Consider the following 17,846-nt stretch of genomic DNA (forward strand, 5'->3'; position numbering starts at 1 on the left):
GCTCGCTCCCACAGGTTACGTGCCTTAACTGACTGGCATTACTCACGCCCGGCCTACTTTTTCTCGCTCGGTTGCATCTGCCCGTCCCATCCGCCACCCAGCGCGGCGATCAGTTGCACACTGGCAATCAAACGACTTTGCTGCAAGGTCAGGACGCTGCGCTCGTTGTTCAGCGCCGAGGCCTGGATCACCACCACGTCGAGGTAGGCGATCAGCCCGGCCTTGTACTGGTTCAGGGTCAGGCGCAGGGATTCGCGTGCTGCATCCAGCGCTTGCTGACGCACCACGGCTTCGTCTTCGAGCACCTTGAGTTGCACCAGGTAGTTTTCCACCTCGCGGAAACCATCGAGCACGGTCTGCCGGTATTTGGCGACGGTCTGATCGTAAAGCGCCTCGCTGCGGTCGACTTCCGCCGAACGCTGGCCGCCGTCGAACAGGGTCATCGCCAGTTTGGGGCCTACGGACCAGAAGCGGTTCGGCAGGCTGATCCAGTCGGCGTAGGTGCTGCTGCTGTAACCACCGCTCAGGCTCAAGCTCAGGTCCGGGTAATACGCGGCCTTCGCCACGCCAATGTTGGCGTTGGCGGCGATCACCGAACGTTCCGCCGAGGCGATATCCGGGCGACGCTCGAGCAATTGCGAGGGCAGGCTCAGAGGAACCTGCGGCAACACCGGGATGTCCCGGGTTTCGGCCAGGCTGAACCCCGCCGGTGGCTGCCCGGTCAGAACCGCAATTGCGTTCTCGAACTGAGCGCGCTGCCAAATCAGGTCAATCAGGTCAGCCTGAGTGCCTTTGAGCTGGGTTTGCGCCTGGGCCACGGCGTCCTTACCCGAGACACCGGCACGGTACTGGTTTTCGGTCATTTTCAGCGAACGCTGATAGTTCTCCACCGTTGCTTCCAGCAAGCGCTTCTGCTGATCGATCACTCGCAGTTGCAGGTAATTTTGCACCAGTTCCGATTGCTGGCTCAGGCGCATGGCCGCCAGGTCCGCGGCACTCGCCTCGGCGCTGGCTTCGTTGGCCTCCAGCCCACGGCGCAATTTGCCCCAGACATCCGCCTCCCAGCTCACCCCCAACTGGGTGTTGTAGGTGTCGCGAATCCCGCTGCTGGAACTGCTGAGGCTGGAACTGCTGCTGCCGGTGCCCTGGCTGGAACGGGTTTTCCCGGCACTCAGGTCAACACTGGGGAAAAACGAACCTCGCGCACTGCGCACCAACGCTTGCGCCTGACGGTACTGGGCTTCGGATTGGGCGACGGTCTGGTTGGCGCTGTTGAGCTTTTCAATCAACCCGTTGAGCTGTTGATCACCGTACAGCTCCCACCAGGCACCACGGGCCAATGAATCGCTGGGGTTGGCCTGACGCCAGCCTTCGGCTTGCTTGTACTGCGCCGGTTCGGCGACTTGCGGGCGCTGGTAATCCGGGCCGATGGCGCAAGCGCTGAGCAGCAAGGCACTGAGCGACAGGCTCAGCAGTCGCGAACCCCGGGCCGAGAACACAGGGTTGAAGGGCGAACGGTCAGTCATAGCGCGGTTTCCAGAGCAGCATCGGTACGTACCCCACGCCAGTGGTTGAAGCGATGGCGCAGTTTGTCGAGATAGAGGTAAACCACCGGAGTGGTGTAAAGCGTCAGCACCTGGCTGAATATCAGCCCGCCGATAATCGTCAGGCCCAACGGCTGACGCATTTCCGCGCCTTCGGCACTGCTGAGCAGCAACGGCAAGGCACCAAGAATGGCTGCCAGGGTCGTCATCAGAATCGGCCGCAGACGCAACAGGCAAGCACTGCGGATCGACTCCAGCGGCGCCATGCCTTGATGACGCTCCAGTTGCAGCGCCAGGTCGATCATCAGAATCGCGTTTTTCTTCACCACGCCAATCAGCAGGAACAGGCCCAGCAGCGAGATCAGGCTGAATTCGCCGCCCAGCACATAGATCGACAGCAACGCGCCGACCCCGGCCGATGGCAAGGTGGACAGAATGGTCAGCGGATGAATGTAGCTTTCATACAACACCCCCAGTACCAGATACACCGCCACCAGCGCACCGAGAATCATCCACGGCTGGCTCTTTTGCGTGGCGGCAAACGCGTCGGCGGTGCCGGCCATTTTGACGATCACGTCTTCCGGCAAGCCCAGCTTGGCAATCGCCCGTTCAATGGCGGCGGTGCCCTGCTCGACCGTCACCCCTTCGGCCATGTCGAACGAAATGTCTTCGGAGGCGAACTGCCCTTCGTGGCTGACGCGGTCGTCTTCCAGGCTGTTTTCGTAGTGCGCGATGGCCGACAACGGAATTCGCGCACCGTCAGCGGTGATGACCTGGACCTGATTGAGGGTAATCGGGTCCTGGGCGTACTTGGGATTGACCTCCATCACCACCTGATACTGGTTGAGGCTGTCGTAGATGGTGGAAATCTGCCGCTGGCTGTAGGCGTTGTTCAACACCGACGTGACCATGTCCATGTCCACGCCCAGGCGTTTGGCCTGATCGCGGTCGACCACCAGCGTCACTTGCTGGGCACCGCGGCCTTCGCGGGCGTCGATGGCCGTGAGTTCGGGCAGGCTTTTGAGCGCCGTCACGACTTTGGGATACCACAGCCGCAGCGCTGAAAGATCACCGCTTTGCAGGATGTACGAGTATTGGGAAGAGGTTTGCTCGCGACCACCACCAAATTGCAGATCCTGGTCAGCCATCAGCATCAACATGCCACCGGGTACCTTGGGCATGTCCTTGCGCAGGCGCTCGATGACTTTCTGCGCGGATATCTGCCGTTCCTTGATGGGCTTGAGCCGAACCAGCATGAAGGCGTTATTGGTGCCGTTGCTGCCGCCAATGAAACCGGCGACGCTTTCTACCGCCGGATCACGCAGCACAGCCTTGCGGAAGATCTCCATTTTCGGCTGCATCACGCTGAACGACAGGCCGTCGTCGCCGCGCACAAAACCGATCAACTGCCCGGTGTCCTGTTGCGGCATGAAGGTCTTGGGCACCACCACGTACAGCGCAACGTTGACCCCGATGGTGACAAACAGGCTGAGCAAGGTCAGGCGCCGGTGGCGCAAGACCCAGTCCAGGCTGCGGGCGTAGCCTTTGACCATCCAGTCATTGACCCGCTGACTGGTACGTTGCAAACGGTTTTCCTGGCCGGGCGCGTGGGGCTTGAGCCACCGCGCGCACAGCATCGGCGTGAGGGTCAGGGACACCACCAGCGACACGACAATGGCCGCCGCCAGGGTGATGGAAAACTCGCGAAACAGGCTTTCGATGATGCCGCCCATGAACAGGATCGACAGGAACACCGCCACCAGCGAGACGTTCATCGACAGCAAGGTAAACCCGACTTCCTTGGCCCCCAGGTAGGCCGCCTTCATCGGCGCGATGCCGTCGTCGATGTGCCGGGAGATGTTCTCCAGCACCACGATGGCGTCGTCCACCACCAGCCCGGTGGCGAGGATCAACGCCATCAGCGACAGGTTGTTCAGGGAGAACCCGTAGAGGTACATCACGGCGAAAGTGCCCACCAGCGACACCGGCACCGCCAATGTCGGGATCAGCGAAGCGCGGAAGTTGCCGAGGAACAGGTACACCACCAGAATCACCAGCGCGACGGCAATCAGCAGGGTCATTTCCGCTTCGTGCAGGGTCGCCTTGATCACCGGTGAACGGTCCATGGCCAGGTTCAATTTGACGCTGGCCGGCAACACTGCCTGCAACGCCGGCAGTTGAGCCTTGATCTCGTTGACGGTCTCGATGATGTTGGCGCCGGCCTGACGGTTGATCACCAGCAACACGGCGGCGTCATTGTTGAAGAAACCGCTGTTGTAGCGGTCCTCTACACCGTCACTGACCTTGGCCACGTCGCTCAGGCGCAGCGCCGAACCATTCTGGTAGCGAATGATCAGCGGCTCGTAATCCTTGGCCTTCTCCAACTGGTCGTTGGCCTGCACCTGCCACATGCGCTGGTCGTCTTCGACCGAACCTTTGGGGCGGCGCACGTTGGCATTGGCAATGGTGTTGCGCACGTCGTCCAGCGCCACGCCGTACTGGTTCAGCAGTTGCGGTTCGAGTTCGATGCGCACCGCCGGCAAAGAGCTGCCGCCGATCTGCACTTCGCCGACACCCGGCACCTGCGACAGGCTCTGGGACAGGATGGTCGAGGCCAGATCGTAGAGCTGGCCCTTTTCCAGCACGTCCGAGGTCAGCGAAAGCACCATGATCGGCGCCTGCGACGGGTTGACCTTCTTGTAGGTCGGCATGCTGCGCATGCCGCTGGGCAGCAGGTTGCGCGAGGCGTTGATTGCCGCTTGCACTTCCCGCGCCGCGCCGTTGATGTCGCGTCCCAGGTCAAATTGCAGGATCACCCGGGTCGAGCCCTGGCTGGAACGGCTGCTCATGGTGTTGACCCCGGCGATGGCGCCGAAGGATCGCTCGAGTGGCGTCGCCACCGTGGACGCCATGACCTCGGGGCTGGCACCCGGCAAACTCGCCTGAACGACGATCACCGGGAAGTCCATCTGTGGCAGCGGCGCCACCGGCAACAGGCCGAAACTCACGCCACCCAGCAACATGATCGCCAGGCTCAGGAGCATGGTCGCTACTGGCCTACGGATAAAAGGTCCAGACAGGTTCATGGCTGTTCTACCGGCTCCAAACGCTCAGGCGCAGGCCGCCAGCGCCGACCGAGACGGTCGAAGTACAGGTAGATCACCGGCGTGGTGAACAGCGTCAGCACCTGACTCACCAACAAACCGCCGACCATCACCAGGCCCAGCGGCTGGCGCAGCTCTGCGCCGGAACCGGTGGCGAGCATCAGCGGCACCGCGCCGAACAACGCGGCCAATGTCGTCATCAGGATCGGACGGAAACGCAACAGCGCCGCCTGGTAAATCGCGGTTTCCGGGTCCAGGCCCTGATTACGCTCAGCGTCCAGGGCAAAGTCGATCATCATGATCGCGTTCTTCTTGACGATACCGATCAGCAAAATAATGCCGATGATCGCGATCATCCCCAGGTCATTGCCACTGAGGATCAACGCCAGCAACGCGCCGACCGCCGCCGACGGCAAGGTCGAGAGGATGGTGATCGGGTGGATGTAACTTTCGTACAGCACGCCCAGCACGATGTACATCGTCACCACCGCCGCCAGGATCAGCAGCAAGGTGCTCGACAGCGACGCTTCGAACGCCTGCGCCGCGCCCTGGAATTGGGTCTGCACGCCCACCGGCATACCGATGTCCTGCTGAACCTTGTTGATCAACTCGACCGCCTGCCCCAGCGCCACGCCCGGCGCCAGGTTGAACGACATCATCACCGCCGGGAACTGGCCGATATGGGCAATCGCCAGTTGGGCCTGACGTTCTTCCATGCGTGCCAGGCTGGACAGGCGCACCTGACCGCCGCCAGTGGTCTTGACGTGAATCTGCTCCAGCGCCTGCGGGCCGATCTTTTCACCGGCCTGGGCCTGCAACACCACGCGGTACTGGCTGGCCTGGGTGTAAATGGTGGAAATCTGTCGCTGGCCAAACGCGTCATACAAGGCATCGGTGATGTTCGACACCGACACGCCGATCCGTGAGGCGGCATCGCGGTCGATCACCAGATAGACCTGCAAGCCCTTGTCCTGCAAGTCGCTGGCGACATCCGTCAGCTCGGGCTGCCTGGCCAGCGCCTCGACCAGCCGCCCGCTCCACAGGCTCAGCAGGTCGGCGTCGGGAGAAGACATGCTGAACTGGTACTGAGTCCGGCTGACACGGTCCTCGATGGTCAGGTCCTGCACCGGCTGCATGAACAGGCGAATGCCCACCAGTTTGTCCAGCGCCGGTTGCAAACGGGCGATGACTTGGGTGGCACTCAGGTCGCGCTCTTTGTGCGGCTTGAGGTTGATCAGCAAACGGCCGCTGTTGAGCGTCGCATTATCGCCATCGACACCAATGTAAGAAGACAGGCTTTCAACCGCAGGGTCCGCCAGGATGACTTTCGCCAATTCTTGCTGGCGCTGGCTCATGGCAGAGAACGAAATCGACTGGGGCGCCTCGGAAATGCCCTGGATCACCCCGGTGTCCTGCACCGGGAAGAACCCTTTGGGCACCACCATGTACAGGAACACCGTGAGGCCCAGCGTGCCGATGGCCACCAACAAGGTCAGCGGCTGGTGCTTGAGCACCCACTGCAATTTGCGCCCGTAGGCCGCGATCATCCAGTCGATCCAGGCACCGCTGGCCCGGTAGAACCGGCCCTGCTCTTCTTCCTTGGGCTCACGCTTGAGCAGGCGCGCGCACATCATCGGTGTCAGGGTCAGCGAAACCACCAGCGAAATCAGGATCGCCACCGCCAGGGTGATCGCGAACTCCCGGAACAGTCGCCCCACCACATCGGCCATGAACAGCAACGGAATCAGGACCGCGATCAACGACAGGGTCAGGGACACCAGGGTGAAACCGATCTGCCTGGCGCCCTTGAGCGCCGCTTGCATCGGGCTCTCGCCCTCTTCGATGTAGCGCGAAATGTTTTCCAGCATGACGATTGCGTCGTCCACCACAAAACCGGTGGCGATGGTCAGCGCCATCAGGGTCAGGTTGTTGACCGAGAACCCCGCCAGGTACATCACGCCGAACGTGCCGACCAGCGACAGCGGCACGGCGATGGACGGAATGATCGTGGCGCTGAAACGCCGCAGGAACAGGAACGTGACCATGACCACCAGGGCAATGGCGATCAGCAGTTCATGTTGCACGTCGGTCACCGAGGCGCGGATGGTCTGGGTGCGGTCCGTCAGCACCGTGACGTCGAGACCGGCCGGCAGGTTGTCGGTGATGCTCGGCAACAGGGCCTTGATACGGTCGACCACCTCGATCACGTTGGCGCCCGGTTGGCGCTGGATGTTCAGCAGCACTGCCTGGTTTTCATTGGCCCAGGCGGCAAGGCGTTCGTTTTCGGCGCCGTCGACAATCTGCGCGACATCCTTGAGCCGCAATGGCGCACCGTTTTTGTAGGCCAGGATCAGTTCGGCATAGTCTTTGGGCGATTTCAGCTGATCATTGGCATCGAGCATCGACACCCGGGTCGGGCCGTCGAAGTTGCCTTTGGGCTGGTTGACGTTGGACGCGCCGATCAGGGTGCGCACGTCCGACAGGTTCAGGCCATTGGCCGCCAGGGCCTCGGGGTTGACCTTGATCCGCACGGCCTGCCGTTGGCCACCCGCAATGGTGACCATGCCGACGCCGCTGATCTGGGCGATTTTTTGCGCCATGCGCGTGTCGACCAAATCATTGAGTTTGGGCAACAGCATGGTCTTGGAAGTGATGGCCAACGTCAGCACCGGGGTGTCGGCCGGGTTGACCTTGTTGTACACCGGTGGCGCGGGCAAGTCCTTGGGCAGCAGGTTGGTCGCGGCATTGATCGCCGCCTGCACCTGTTGCTCGGCGACATCCATATTGATGTCGAGGTTGAAACGCAGGGTCAGGACCGAGGCACCGCCAGAACTGGTGGACGCCATTTGAGTCAGGCCGGGCATCTGCCCGAACTGCCGCTCCAGCGGCGCGGTGACCGCGCTGGTCATCACATCCGGGCTCGCGCCAGGGTAAAGCGTCATGACGCGAATGGTCGGGTAGTCGACCTGTGGCAATGCCGAGACCGGCAACAGGCGATACGCAATCAGGCCGGCCAGGACAATGGCCAGCATGCTCAGCGTGGTGGCTACCGGGCGAAGGATGAACAGCCGCGAGAGATTCATGCGCCGCCCTTTTTCGCCTTGTCCGTGGCGGACGGTTCAGCCGCGGCGCTCGCCGGTTGGCCTTGCAAGTGCCCGGTCGGGGTCGTCGGGACAGCGTCGCTGTCGTTGACCACTTCCACCTCACTGCCCTCTTTCAGACGATCCGTCCCTTCCAGCACCACACGATCACCGGCGGCCAGGCCTTGCTCGATCACCGTATGCTCGCCATCGCTGGCGCCGACTTTCAGTTGGCGCAGCGTGACTTTCTTGTCGCCGTCCAGGGCATACACGAAGGTGCCGTTGGTGCCGAACTGAATCGCTGCCGACGGGGCCAGCACCACACCTTTGAGGGTGTCGGCCAGCAGACGCACATTGACGAACTGATTGGGAAACAGCGACTGGTCGCGGTTATCGTAGCGGGCCTTGAATTTCAGGGTGCCGGTAGTGATGTCGATCTGGTTGTCCAGGCTTTGCAATACGCCCGTGGCCTGCAATTTCACGTCAGCACGGTCCCAGGCTTCCACCGGCAGCTTGGCACCACTGCGGTAACGGGCCAGCACGGTTTCCAGGCTGTTCTCCGGCAAGGTGAACGCCACACTGATCGGCTGGGTCTGGGTAATGATCGCCAGCGCCGTGGTGTCGTTGGCCGCCACCAGGTTGCCGACGTCCAGTTGACGAAGACCAACGCGGCCGGCAATGGGTGCACGAATCCTGGTGAATTCCAGATTGAGCTTGGCGTCGTTGACCGCCGCCTGATTGGTCTTGACCGTGCCCTGGTACTGATCTACCAGCGCAGCGGCGGTGTCCAGGGTTTGCTTGGCGATACTGTCTTCGGCAAACAGGCCGCGATAGCGTTCCAGATCAACCTGGGCGTTCTTCAGTTGCGCCTGGTTTTGTAGCAACGTGCCTTCGGCTTGCAGCAAGGCATTCTGGTAAGGACGCGGATCGATTTCGGCGAGCAGGTCGCCCGCCTTGACCATCTGCCCTTCTTCAAAGGCGATTTTTACCAGTTCGCCGCCGACACGGCTGCGCACATTGATGGTATTTAACGCCGTCACCGTACCCAGCGCCTTGTAGTACAACGCAAAGTCGCCCGTGACAGCGGCCGCGACCCGCACCGGAACCGCCCCTCCCGCCCCGCCGAACCCCGGACGCATGCCTCCGGCCTTGCCGGTATGCCCGGCGGCGACTTTTTGCCCGGCTGCGTCTTTATGGTCGACGCCACTTGGCCAGAACTTCCAGCACAGGCCAGCGATGAGCAACAGGACAAGCAGGCCGAACAGCCAGCGACGGGAATTGCGGGAAGCAGAGGATTGCATGGAATGATCAACCATTGGGCGCGTGGGCATCTTTTACGGGAGGTTGAAAGATAAGCACTGACGGGCGTTAAGCAAAGCGCCTTTACCGGCAATTTACCTTGGGCTTACCTTTCATCGAACATTTGCTAAAACACTGAAGCACAAATGAAAACGGCCTGGACAAAGGGGGGCGTTCTCAATTGATTTCCGCGCCGCGCCGGGGCTGCTGTTATGCAGGGCAAGGCGCGAGAAGCGCGGTTTGGTCATTCCAAATAAGCTTCGAGCAACGCAGCCCTGCATAACAGCAGCCCCGGCCCTTCGGGTTGTGCCTTAAAGCGGGCCAGGCTGCGTTGCAAGCCTTGGAAAGGGAACAACATTCCCAGCGGCTTGCGCCTTGCCCGGCCCGCTTTAAGGCGACAACGCGGCGGGGAAATCAACTGAAAACGCCCCCTAGGCCGTTAACAATTGTAAAAGCGCTTATTTCAGAACAGCGAGTGCAGCGTCGTAGTTTGGCTCTTCCGCGATTTCCTTGACCAGTTCGCTGTGCAGCACGGTGTCGTTTTCGTCCAGGACAACAACAGCGCGAGCGGTCAGGCCTTTGAGTGGACCGTCGGCGATGGCCACGCCGTAGTTTTCGATGAACTCGGCGCCACGCAGGGTCGACAGGTTCTGAACGTTTTCCAGACCTTCTGCACCGCAGAAACGCGCCTGAGCGAACGGCAGGTCAGCCGAGATGCACAGCACCACGGTGTTGGCCACGTCGTTGGCCTGGGCGTTGAACTTGCGAACCGAGGTGGCGCAGGTCGGGGTGTCGACGCTTGGGAAAATGTTCAGTACCTTGCGCTTGCCGGCGAAGCTCGCCAGGGTCACGTCGGACAGGTTGCCTGCCACCAGGGAAAAAGCCGGTGCCTTGGAACCGGCTTGCGGCAGTTGGCCGTTGACTTGAACCGGGTTGCCTTTAAGAGTGACTTGAGCCATGAACGGAGTCCTTCTGAACGTTTTTGTGGAGAGTTTTCGAGAGGCGGAAGTTAACCATGAAATGCGCTGATGACCTATGGCAAAAACACAAAATGTCATCAACGCCGACCTCTCAAACCAACGATTTCACGCTGGCTGATGCACGCCTGTGCAGCCCGGCAAACCAGCGTTTTCACCCCAGCAACTGCAGCATATTGCGATGCCGGGCCTCGAAAATCCGCCGCATGTAGGCATTGACCATCAACCACTCCACAAGTGCACCGCCAATGGCCGCGTAAGTCACCCGGTCGGTGTACAACGTGCCGCCCTCGGCAGCCGCAACCCGGTGTTCGTGGCGAAACGCGCTGAGCGGGCCCTTGAGCATTTCGTCGATGAAATGCTGATCGCTGACTTCACGGATCGTCACGGTCCAGTTAGCGGGTACAACACCAAACATCCAATGCCGAAACCGAAACTCGCGCCCGGCACTGATCCGCAGATTGTTCAGGTCAAATTCCCCCAGAGGCGTCACACGCTCCGGGAAGATTTTCGGAAAGTTGCTGCCTTCAAGGCAGAAGTCGAGGACTTGCCGGGGCGTACGCCCCTTGATCAGCGTGGTGAGTTCCAGAACCGGCATCGACACATCCTTGGGTTTAGCGATGGCACAGCTTAACACCGCGCTTTCACCGCTCGACAACCGCCTGATGGGCCCTGGTGATTGCGTAAAGTTCGACGCGGTCCACATAACAAGGAGTGCGTGCGCACAAAACCAGGGAATTGACCCCTTCGACTGGCTAACCCCACGTTAGCTGCTAATTTCATCTGACGTGTCCTACAGGCTTGTCAGTACGGAATAACAGCGCAACCCGCCTTCAAGTGCCGGGCGCTTGCCAGCCACCATGGAACCGGGGGATTCATGTCCAAGAGCTTTTATGCTGCAGTGCTGTTGATGGCCGCCACGGCAGCACCCGCGTTTTGTGCTCTGGCCGACAACGCCGATACCGCCAACAAAAGCAACAACCCACTGAACCTCGCACCCGGTTTGAACCTGCAGGATTACTACACCCCCAAGCTCTACGACACCAACGTTCACACCAATGACGCGTTGCTGCGCGGCGCACTGCCGATGGCGCCCGGTGACTTCATCGGTGTCCCGCAACTGTTGCGCGCAACCTTGCCGATCAGCACCCGCCCCGATCCGCACGGGGGTTACAGCACCGGTGTCGGCGATCTCAATCTGTTCGATATTTTCCTGCTCAAGACCGAAGGCGTGCAGTTGGGCATCGGGCCACAGATCACCGCCCCTACCGCCGAGCATGACGAACTGGGCACCGGCAAATGGCAGGCCGGGCTGGCAGCCATCGCCATCGACGCTTCGCCGCGCGGCCTGCTCGGCGCACTGGTGCAGTACCAGAGTTCGTTTGCCGGCGACCGTGACCGGCCACACGTCGAAAGCGCCACGCTCCAGCCATTCATCATTCATAACCTGCCCAAGGGCTGGTATCTGCGCTCGACCGGCACCTGGACGTTCGACCTGAAAAACAACACCCATTACATCCCCATCGGTTTTGGCGCGGGCAAGGCCTGGAAGTCCGGCAGCAACATCCTCAACGCCTACCTGGAGCCGCAGTGGACAGTGGAACGCAAAGGCGATGGCCTGCCGCAGTTCACCCTGTTCGCGGGGATCAACGTCACCTTCGGAAAATAAGGAATTGTCATGCAGGCTTTGATTCGTATAGCGGGTTTTAGCGTCATGGCCGTGTTTGCCAGCTGCGGCGTCGGCGTTCAGGCCCAGCCACTGGACACACGCATCGGGCAGGTGACGATGGAGGGTGAGCTGCCTGCTCACGAATCCATCGCCGGACTCTACGCCGAACTCGATTTCCAGCAGGCCACGCAATCTTATCTCTGGGCATTGCCCCTGGTGTCCTACGCCCAATGGCAGGAAGCGTTTCGCGACAAGCTCGGCGCCCACAGTGGCGACCTGATGGTGCTCAACAGCTACGAAGACAAGCTCGGCGTGATCACGGCCAACGCCACGACGCCTTACATCCTGGGTTTCGTCGACCTCAATGAAACCGGCCCGCTGGTGATCGAATTGCCGCCTGGCCCTACCGCTGGCGGCGTCGGGGATTTCTGGCAACGGGCAATCATCGACATGGGCCAGACCGGCCCGGACAAAGGCAAGGGCGGCAAATACCTGGTACTCCCGCCCGGTCAGGAGCCACCGGCCGATGTGGGCAAGTATTACCTGGCTCGCTCGCAAACCATGAACGTGCTGGTGGGTTTCCGGGTGCTCGACCCGGACCCGGCCAAGGGCAAGGCTTTGGTCGAAGCCTTCAAAATGTACCCGTACGCCAAACGCGCCACACCGGACAAAACCCGGCTGCTCTCGCCCGGCGGCAAGGCCTGGTCCGGCACGCAGCCACGGGGCATGGCGTATTGGGAGCGTTTGCACCAGATCATCCAGAAAGAACCGGTCAACGAACGCGACCGCTTCTACATGGCCATGCTCGCCAGCCTGGGTATCGAGAAAGACAAACCGTTCAACCCCAACGACAACCAACGCAAGGCCCTGGAGCAAGGCGCACAAATGGGGGAGCTGATCGCCAAGGCCAACACCTTCGCCAAGCGTTTTCCCGGCGCCCAATACTGGCCGGACCGCCAATGGGACACCGTACTGAACATTACCGAACCGTCCCAGCGCGTGGCCTATTACGACCAGTTGTGGGAGCGCAGTGCCTGGTTCTATGAAGCCGTCACCAACACCAAAGGCATGGTCTCCAAGACCCCGGGCCTGGGCCAGACTTACCTCGGGGCCTACACCGACAACAGCGGCAAGTGGCTCGACGGCGCCAACCGTTATCGCCTGCACGTCGGCGCCAATCCGCCAGCCAAGCAATTCTGGTCGATGACCGTCTACGACATCGACAGCCGTTGCCTGATCGACAACCCGCAACGCAAGGCTGACCTGTCGTCCCGCCAAGAGTTGAAGAAGAACGCCGATGGTTCGGTGGACCTGTACTTCGGCCCAACAGCGCCTGAAGGCTTCGAGAGCAACTGGGTGCAAACCGTACCGGGCAAACACTGGTTCAGCTATTTCCGGCTCTACGCGCCGACCGAAGCCTATTTCGACAAAAGCTGGAAGCTCGACGACATCACGCCAGTGAAGTAATCGCGCTCACACAAAGGACACTGCAATGCTCATAGAAAAACCGACCCGCCTGCTGCTTGCCGGCCTCTCTCTGCTGCTGAGCGCCAGTGCTTGGGCAGACTTCAGCGCCAGCCCCGAAGAAGCCCGGGGCATCGCCAAAGAGGCTTACCTCTACGGCTTCCCGGTGGTGGAGATGTACAAGACGCTCTACACCCAGGCCGTCGACAAGCCTGGATCGAACTTCAAGGCACCGTTCAACCAGATCGGCAACACCGCCCGGGTGTTCACCCCCAAGGACACCGCGTTTGTCACCCCCAACTCGGACACACCCTACTCGTTCGTCTGGATGGACCTGCGCAGCGAACCGATGGTACTTACCCTGCCGTCCATCGCCGAGGGACGCTACTACTCGGTCCAGTTGATCGACCTCTACACACAGAACTTCGCCTACCTGGGTACCCGCAGCACCGGCAACAAGGGCGGCCATTTCATGATTGCCGGCCCGGACTGGAATGGCCAGCAACCGCTGAACATCGACCGCCTGGTGCGCAGCGAAACCAACATCGCCTATGCGCTGTATCGCACTCAGCTGTTCGATGAAAAGGACCTGGGCAAGGTCAAGAAAATCCAGAACGGCTACAAGGTCCAGACCTTGAGCCGCTATCTGGGGCAACCGGCGCCTGCCGCCGCACCTAAAATCGAATGGCCCAAACCCACGGCGAACATGAGCGACAGCCCGGAGCTGTTCCGCTACCTGAACTTCATGCTCGGCTTCGCGCCGGCACAGGATGTCGAAAAGGACCTGCTCGCTCGTTTTGCGAAAATCGGTATCGTCGCCGGTCAGCCCTTTGACCTCAAAGCCCTCAGCACCGAGCAGCGCAAGGCACTGGAAGACGGCATCGCCGACGGCAAGGCCGAATTCGCCACATTCAAGAAGGACAAGGTCGACACCCATCAAGTGCCCAGTGGCGACTTGTTCGGCACTCGCGATCACCTCAAGAACAATTACCTGTACCGCTATGCCGGCGCCAACATGGGGATTTTCGGCAACTCCACCGATGAAGCCGCCTACATGGGCTACTTCGTCGACAGCACCGGCAAACCGGTCAACGGCGCCAGGCACAGCTACACCCTGCATTTTGCCAAGGACGCCCTGCCCCCGGCTGACGCCTTCTGGTCACTGACCATGTACGACGGCAAATCCAAGCTGTTGGTGGCCAACCACATGAAACGCTACCTGATCAACTCCCACATGTTGCCGACGCTCAAGCGTGACGCCGATGGCGGGCTGACCCTGTACGTGCAGCACTCAGAACCGGTCAAGGACAAGAAAAGCAACTGGCTGCCCGCACCACCAGGGCCGTTCTACGCGGTGCTGCGCATTTACCTGCCCAAACCCGAAGTCGGAAACGGCCAATGGGCCTTGCCGCCACTCACCCCCGTCAATTAAGCCACGCGCGGGCGAAGCATCATCACAAGGAGCTACCGCATGGGTTCATTTTCCAGACTGGGCAGGGTCACCGCCGCTACCCTGGCGTTGACCCCGACGCTTGGCTTCGCCGACAACGCCCGCGACTGGCAGAACCTGCCGACCGACCTGAACATGGTCTTCGGTTATTACAACCGGATCGACACCAACACCCCGATTGACACCTCATTGCCGCTTGACGGGCTGTCGTTGAGCGCCGACCTGTACATCTTCCGTTATGCCCGCTCATTTGCAGTCGATGGGCGCAACAGTGCGATTCAGATCCTGCAACCCTACGCCGACATCTCGGCCTCGTTCGACAACGCGCGGTTCTTCACCGGCACCAAACACAATGGCGGGATGGCCGACACCCAAGTGGTGCTGGTGCACAACATTTTCGGCGGCCCGGCACTGAGCAAGGAAGAGTTCGCCAACTGGACCCCGGAAACCTTCCTGACCGGCGCCCTCTGGATCACCGCGCCCACCGGCGACTATGACAAGAACCGCATCATCAACATCGGCTCCAACCGCTGGGCGGTGAAACCGGAAATCGGTTTCGGCACGCCGTTCGGCCCGACCTGGCTGGAGCTCAACACCTGGGTGTCGCTGTTTGGTGACAACGACGATTACCACGGCGACGGCAAGCTTGAGCAAAAACCGCTGTACGCCATTGAAGGCCACTACAGCTACACCCTCAACCGCGCGCTCTGGGCCTCACTGGATGCCACGTACAGCCGGGGCGGCGAAACCAGGATCAATGGCGACTGGCAAGACAACAAACAGGAAAACGGCCTGCTCGGCGCCAGCATGGGTTTCATGCTGTCGCCGCAGTTCGGCGGTCTGGTCGCCTATACGGACACCGTCTCCGAACGTACCGGCTCGCCGGACGTGAACACCTGGACCTTGCGCCTGCAATACCTCTGGTAACGGGAGTTCCAAACAATGCCTTTTCTGAACAGGGCCTCGTCATGATCCCTACGCGTCGCGTTTCCCGAAGTTTCGCCGCCCTGCTCGGGCTGTTGGCGTTCAGCACTACGGCGCTGCATGCCGAAGAAGACGCGGAAGTCGACCCCAGGGCCATCAGCGCCCTGGAGCAGATGGGCAGTTACCTGCGCGGGCTCAAGCACTTTTCCATCAGTGCCGCCAGCCAGACCGACCAGGTCCTCAACAACGGCCAGACCGTGGAGTTTCGGCACCAGATCGAATTGCTGGCCCAGCCGCCGGACAAACTGCGGGTCACGGTTGACGCACAGGGTTACAGCCGCAGCCTGTTCTACAACGGCCAGCACTTCACGCTGTACGACAGCCGCAGCCACTTTTTCACCCGCGCCCCGGCACCGGCGAACATCGATAGGCTGATCGATCAGTTGAACCAGCGCTACGGCATCGAGTTGCCGCTGGCGGACCTGTTTCGCTGGGACAAGGCCACGGCCAGTCAAGTCGGTATCACCTCGGCCCTGTTGATCGGCAGCGAGACCCTGGGCGATCAGACCTGCAACCACTACGCCTATCGCCAACCCGACATCGACTGGCAACTGTGGTTGCGCGCCGGTCCGCAACCGCTGCCGTGTCGCGTGGTCATCAGCCGTCGCGGCGAGACCGAACGCCCACGGCACAGCGTCGACTTTCATTGGCAACTGAACGCCCCGCTTACCACCAGGGCCTTCGAGTTCGTGCCACCGGCCGGCGCCCGCGCCGTGCCGCTGCAACAACTGGCCCCTCAGGAGCCGGCCGCGCCGAGTGAGTCCACCACGGGGACACAGCCATGAAACCGATGCGCCGTTGCTTGTCTGCCGCCCTATGCCTGAGCCTGCTGGCTCCGTTGACCGCCAACGCCTGGTATGTCCGGGGCGGCGGTGGCGCCCGCACCTATGTCGTGCCCCACACCGTAGTGGTGCATCCGGTCCAGCCGGTACGCCCTTTACCGCCACCGCCGCCACCTCACCCGTATCCGGGACCCGGCCCGTATCCCGGACCGCATCCTTATCCCGGCCCGCCCAGACCGTTGCCTCCACCACCTCCGCCGCCGCCCCATCCGGACGACTGGTATCACCCGTGGGCCGCAGCTGCCGTGGTCGGAGCGACCACCGCCGCCGTGCTGGCCATCGGTACGCGGGTGGCCACCGTACCGGTGGATTGCGTGTCGGTGATTGCCAACGGCGTTGCCTACCAGCATTGCGGCCCGACCTGGTATCAGCCGCAGTACGTCGGCAGTTCCGTGCAATACATCGTGGTCACTGCGCCATGGTGAATCGTTCACACAGGAGACAGCCATGACGGCGCTCAATGACCTCAACGCCCTGCAAGCGAGCATCGCCGAAGCGGTGCTCGGCCAGGATCAGGTGATCCGCCAGATCCTCCTCGGCCTGCTGGCCAACGGGCACCTGCTGCTGGAAAGCTTGCCGGGGCTTGCCAAGACCCGCACCGTCAAGGCGCTGGCCAAACACCTGGACGCGAAGATGAGCCGGATCCAGTTCACCCCCGACCTGCTGCCCTCGGACATCACGGGGGCCGAGGTGCTGCACCAGGTCGACGGGCACAACCAGATCCGTTTCCAACCCGGCCCCTTGTTCGGCAACCTGATCCTGGCCGATGAAATCAACCGCGCACCGGCCAAGGTCCAGGCAGCTTTGCTGGAAGCCATGGAAGAACGGCAAATCACCGTGGCTGGCAACAGCCACGCGCTGCCTGAGCTGTTTATTGTGGTCGCGACCCAGAACCCCATCGAACAGGAAGGCACCTACCCGCTGCCGGAAGCGCAGATGGACCGTTTCCTGATGAAAGTGCTGCTCGACTACCCCAGCGCCGACAACGAAAGCCAGGTGCTGCGCCTGTTGCGTGAAGAAGAACAGGCGCAAGGGGCGAAAACGACAGCCACCCAAGGCTTTGCCCTGGAGCAAGAGGTCATCTTCGCCGCCCGCCGCGAGGTCAGCGCCATTCATGTGTCACCGGCCATCGACCGCTACCTGATCGACCTGATCAACGCCACGCGCCATCCCGCCGATTACGACGCCGACCTCGGCCGCTGGATCGCCCTGGGCGCCAGCCCACGGGGCGGTATCGGGCTGGACCGCTGCGCGCGGGCCGATGCCTGGCTGCAAGGGCAGGACTTTGTCTCGCCGGACAACGTGCGCGCCGTGGTCCATCCCGTGCTGCGCCATCGCCTGCAACTGAGCTATGACGCGGTGGCCGACGGTGTCAGCGCCGACCAGGTGCTGGACCGTCTGCTCGACGCTGTCGCGGTTCCGGCCTGAGGTCT

Annotated in this window: 13 protein-coding genes; 7 read left to right on the top strand and 6 right to left on the bottom strand. The window is 61.6% G+C overall.

The genetic code is table 11. From position 1 onward, the window contains the following. Positions 1-53: 53 nt before the first annotated feature. The 6 genes from AABM54_RS13875 to AABM54_RS13900 all read right to left on the bottom strand — a co-directional run bounded on the left by AABM54_RS13875 (position 54) and on the right by AABM54_RS13900 (position 10,602). A complete protein-coding gene (locus AABM54_RS13875) occupies positions 54-1,526 on the bottom strand; it encodes an efflux transporter outer membrane subunit (protein ID WP_347900519.1) in 1,473 nt (490 codons plus the stop codon). Further along, complete coding sequence (locus AABM54_RS13880; protein ID WP_347900521.1) at positions 1,523-4,630, bottom strand: efflux RND transporter permease subunit; 3,108 nt, start codon at positions 4,628-4,630, stop codon at positions 1,523-1,525. The genes AABM54_RS13875 and AABM54_RS13880 overlap by 4 nt, the downstream gene beginning before the upstream one ends. Beyond that, positions 4,627-7,731 (bottom strand): MdtB/MuxB family multidrug efflux RND transporter permease subunit, encoded by a 3,105-nt coding sequence (locus AABM54_RS13885; protein WP_347900523.1) that lies wholly within the window; start codon positions 7,729-7,731, stop codon positions 4,627-4,629. Before AABM54_RS13885 ends, AABM54_RS13880 begins: the two co-directional genes overlap by 4 nt. After that, complete coding sequence (locus AABM54_RS13890; protein WP_347900525.1) at positions 7,728-9,044, bottom strand: MdtA/MuxA family multidrug efflux RND transporter periplasmic adaptor subunit; 1,317 nt, start codon at positions 9,042-9,044, stop codon at positions 7,728-7,730. The genes AABM54_RS13885 and AABM54_RS13890 overlap by 4 nt, the downstream gene beginning before the upstream one ends. Before the next feature lie 441 nt (positions 9,045-9,485). Next, positions 9,486-9,986 (bottom strand): thiol peroxidase, encoded by a 501-nt coding sequence (tpx, locus tag AABM54_RS13895; protein ID WP_347900527.1) that lies wholly within the window; start codon positions 9,984-9,986, stop codon positions 9,486-9,488. Between the two features lie 172 nt (positions 9,987-10,158). Continuing rightward, the gene (locus AABM54_RS13900; RefSeq protein WP_347900529.1) at positions 10,159-10,602 is read right to left on the bottom strand and encodes a polyketide cyclase; all 444 of its coding nucleotides are present in this window, start codon (positions 10,600-10,602) and stop codon (positions 10,159-10,161) included. A gap of 279 nt (positions 10,603-10,881) precedes the next feature. On the opposite strand from AABM54_RS13900, the gene AABM54_RS13905 reads away from it, so the two are divergent. From AABM54_RS13905 to AABM54_RS13935, 7 genes are read left to right on the top strand one after another with little or no spacing between them, the layout of a single operon-like run. Further along, positions 10,882-11,673: a hypothetical protein gene (locus tag AABM54_RS13905; RefSeq protein ID WP_347900531.1), complete on the top strand. Its 792-nt coding sequence runs from the start codon at positions 10,882-10,884 to the stop codon at positions 11,671-11,673. Positions 11,674-11,682: 9 nt separating this feature from the next. Further along, positions 11,683-13,140 (top strand): DUF1254 domain-containing protein, encoded by a 1,458-nt coding sequence (locus AABM54_RS13910; RefSeq protein WP_347900533.1) that lies wholly within the window; start codon positions 11,683-11,685, stop codon positions 13,138-13,140. A gap of 25 nt (positions 13,141-13,165) precedes the next feature. Beyond that, on the top strand, positions 13,166-14,569 hold the full coding sequence (locus AABM54_RS13915) for a DUF1254 domain-containing protein (protein WP_347900535.1): 1,404 nt from the start codon (positions 13,166-13,168) through the stop codon (positions 14,567-14,569). A gap of 39 nt (positions 14,570-14,608) precedes the next feature. Then, the gene (locus AABM54_RS13920) at positions 14,609-15,514 is read left to right on the top strand and encodes a transporter (protein WP_347900537.1); all 906 of its coding nucleotides are present in this window, start codon (positions 14,609-14,611) and stop codon (positions 15,512-15,514) included. A gap of 41 nt (positions 15,515-15,555) precedes the next feature. Further along, positions 15,556-16,356: a DUF2092 domain-containing protein gene (locus tag AABM54_RS13925; RefSeq protein WP_347900539.1), complete on the top strand. Its 801-nt coding sequence runs from the start codon at positions 15,556-15,558 to the stop codon at positions 16,354-16,356. Next, positions 16,353-16,838 carry a hypothetical protein gene (locus AABM54_RS13930; protein ID WP_347900541.1) on the top strand — a complete coding sequence of 162 codons (486 nt, stop codon included), beginning with the start codon at positions 16,353-16,355 and terminating at the stop codon, positions 16,836-16,838. Before AABM54_RS13925 ends, AABM54_RS13930 begins: the two co-directional genes overlap by 4 nt. A gap of 22 nt (positions 16,839-16,860) precedes the next feature. Further along, the gene (locus AABM54_RS13935; RefSeq protein ID WP_347900543.1) at positions 16,861-17,841 is read left to right on the top strand and encodes a MoxR family ATPase; all 981 of its coding nucleotides are present in this window, start codon (positions 16,861-16,863) and stop codon (positions 17,839-17,841) included. Positions 17,842-17,846: the final 5 nt, after the last annotated feature.

The sequence above is a fragment of the Pseudomonas purpurea genome, from assembly GCF_039908635.1.
Classification (GTDB): Bacteria; Pseudomonadota; Gammaproteobacteria; order Pseudomonadales; family Pseudomonadaceae; genus Aquipseudomonas; species Aquipseudomonas purpurea.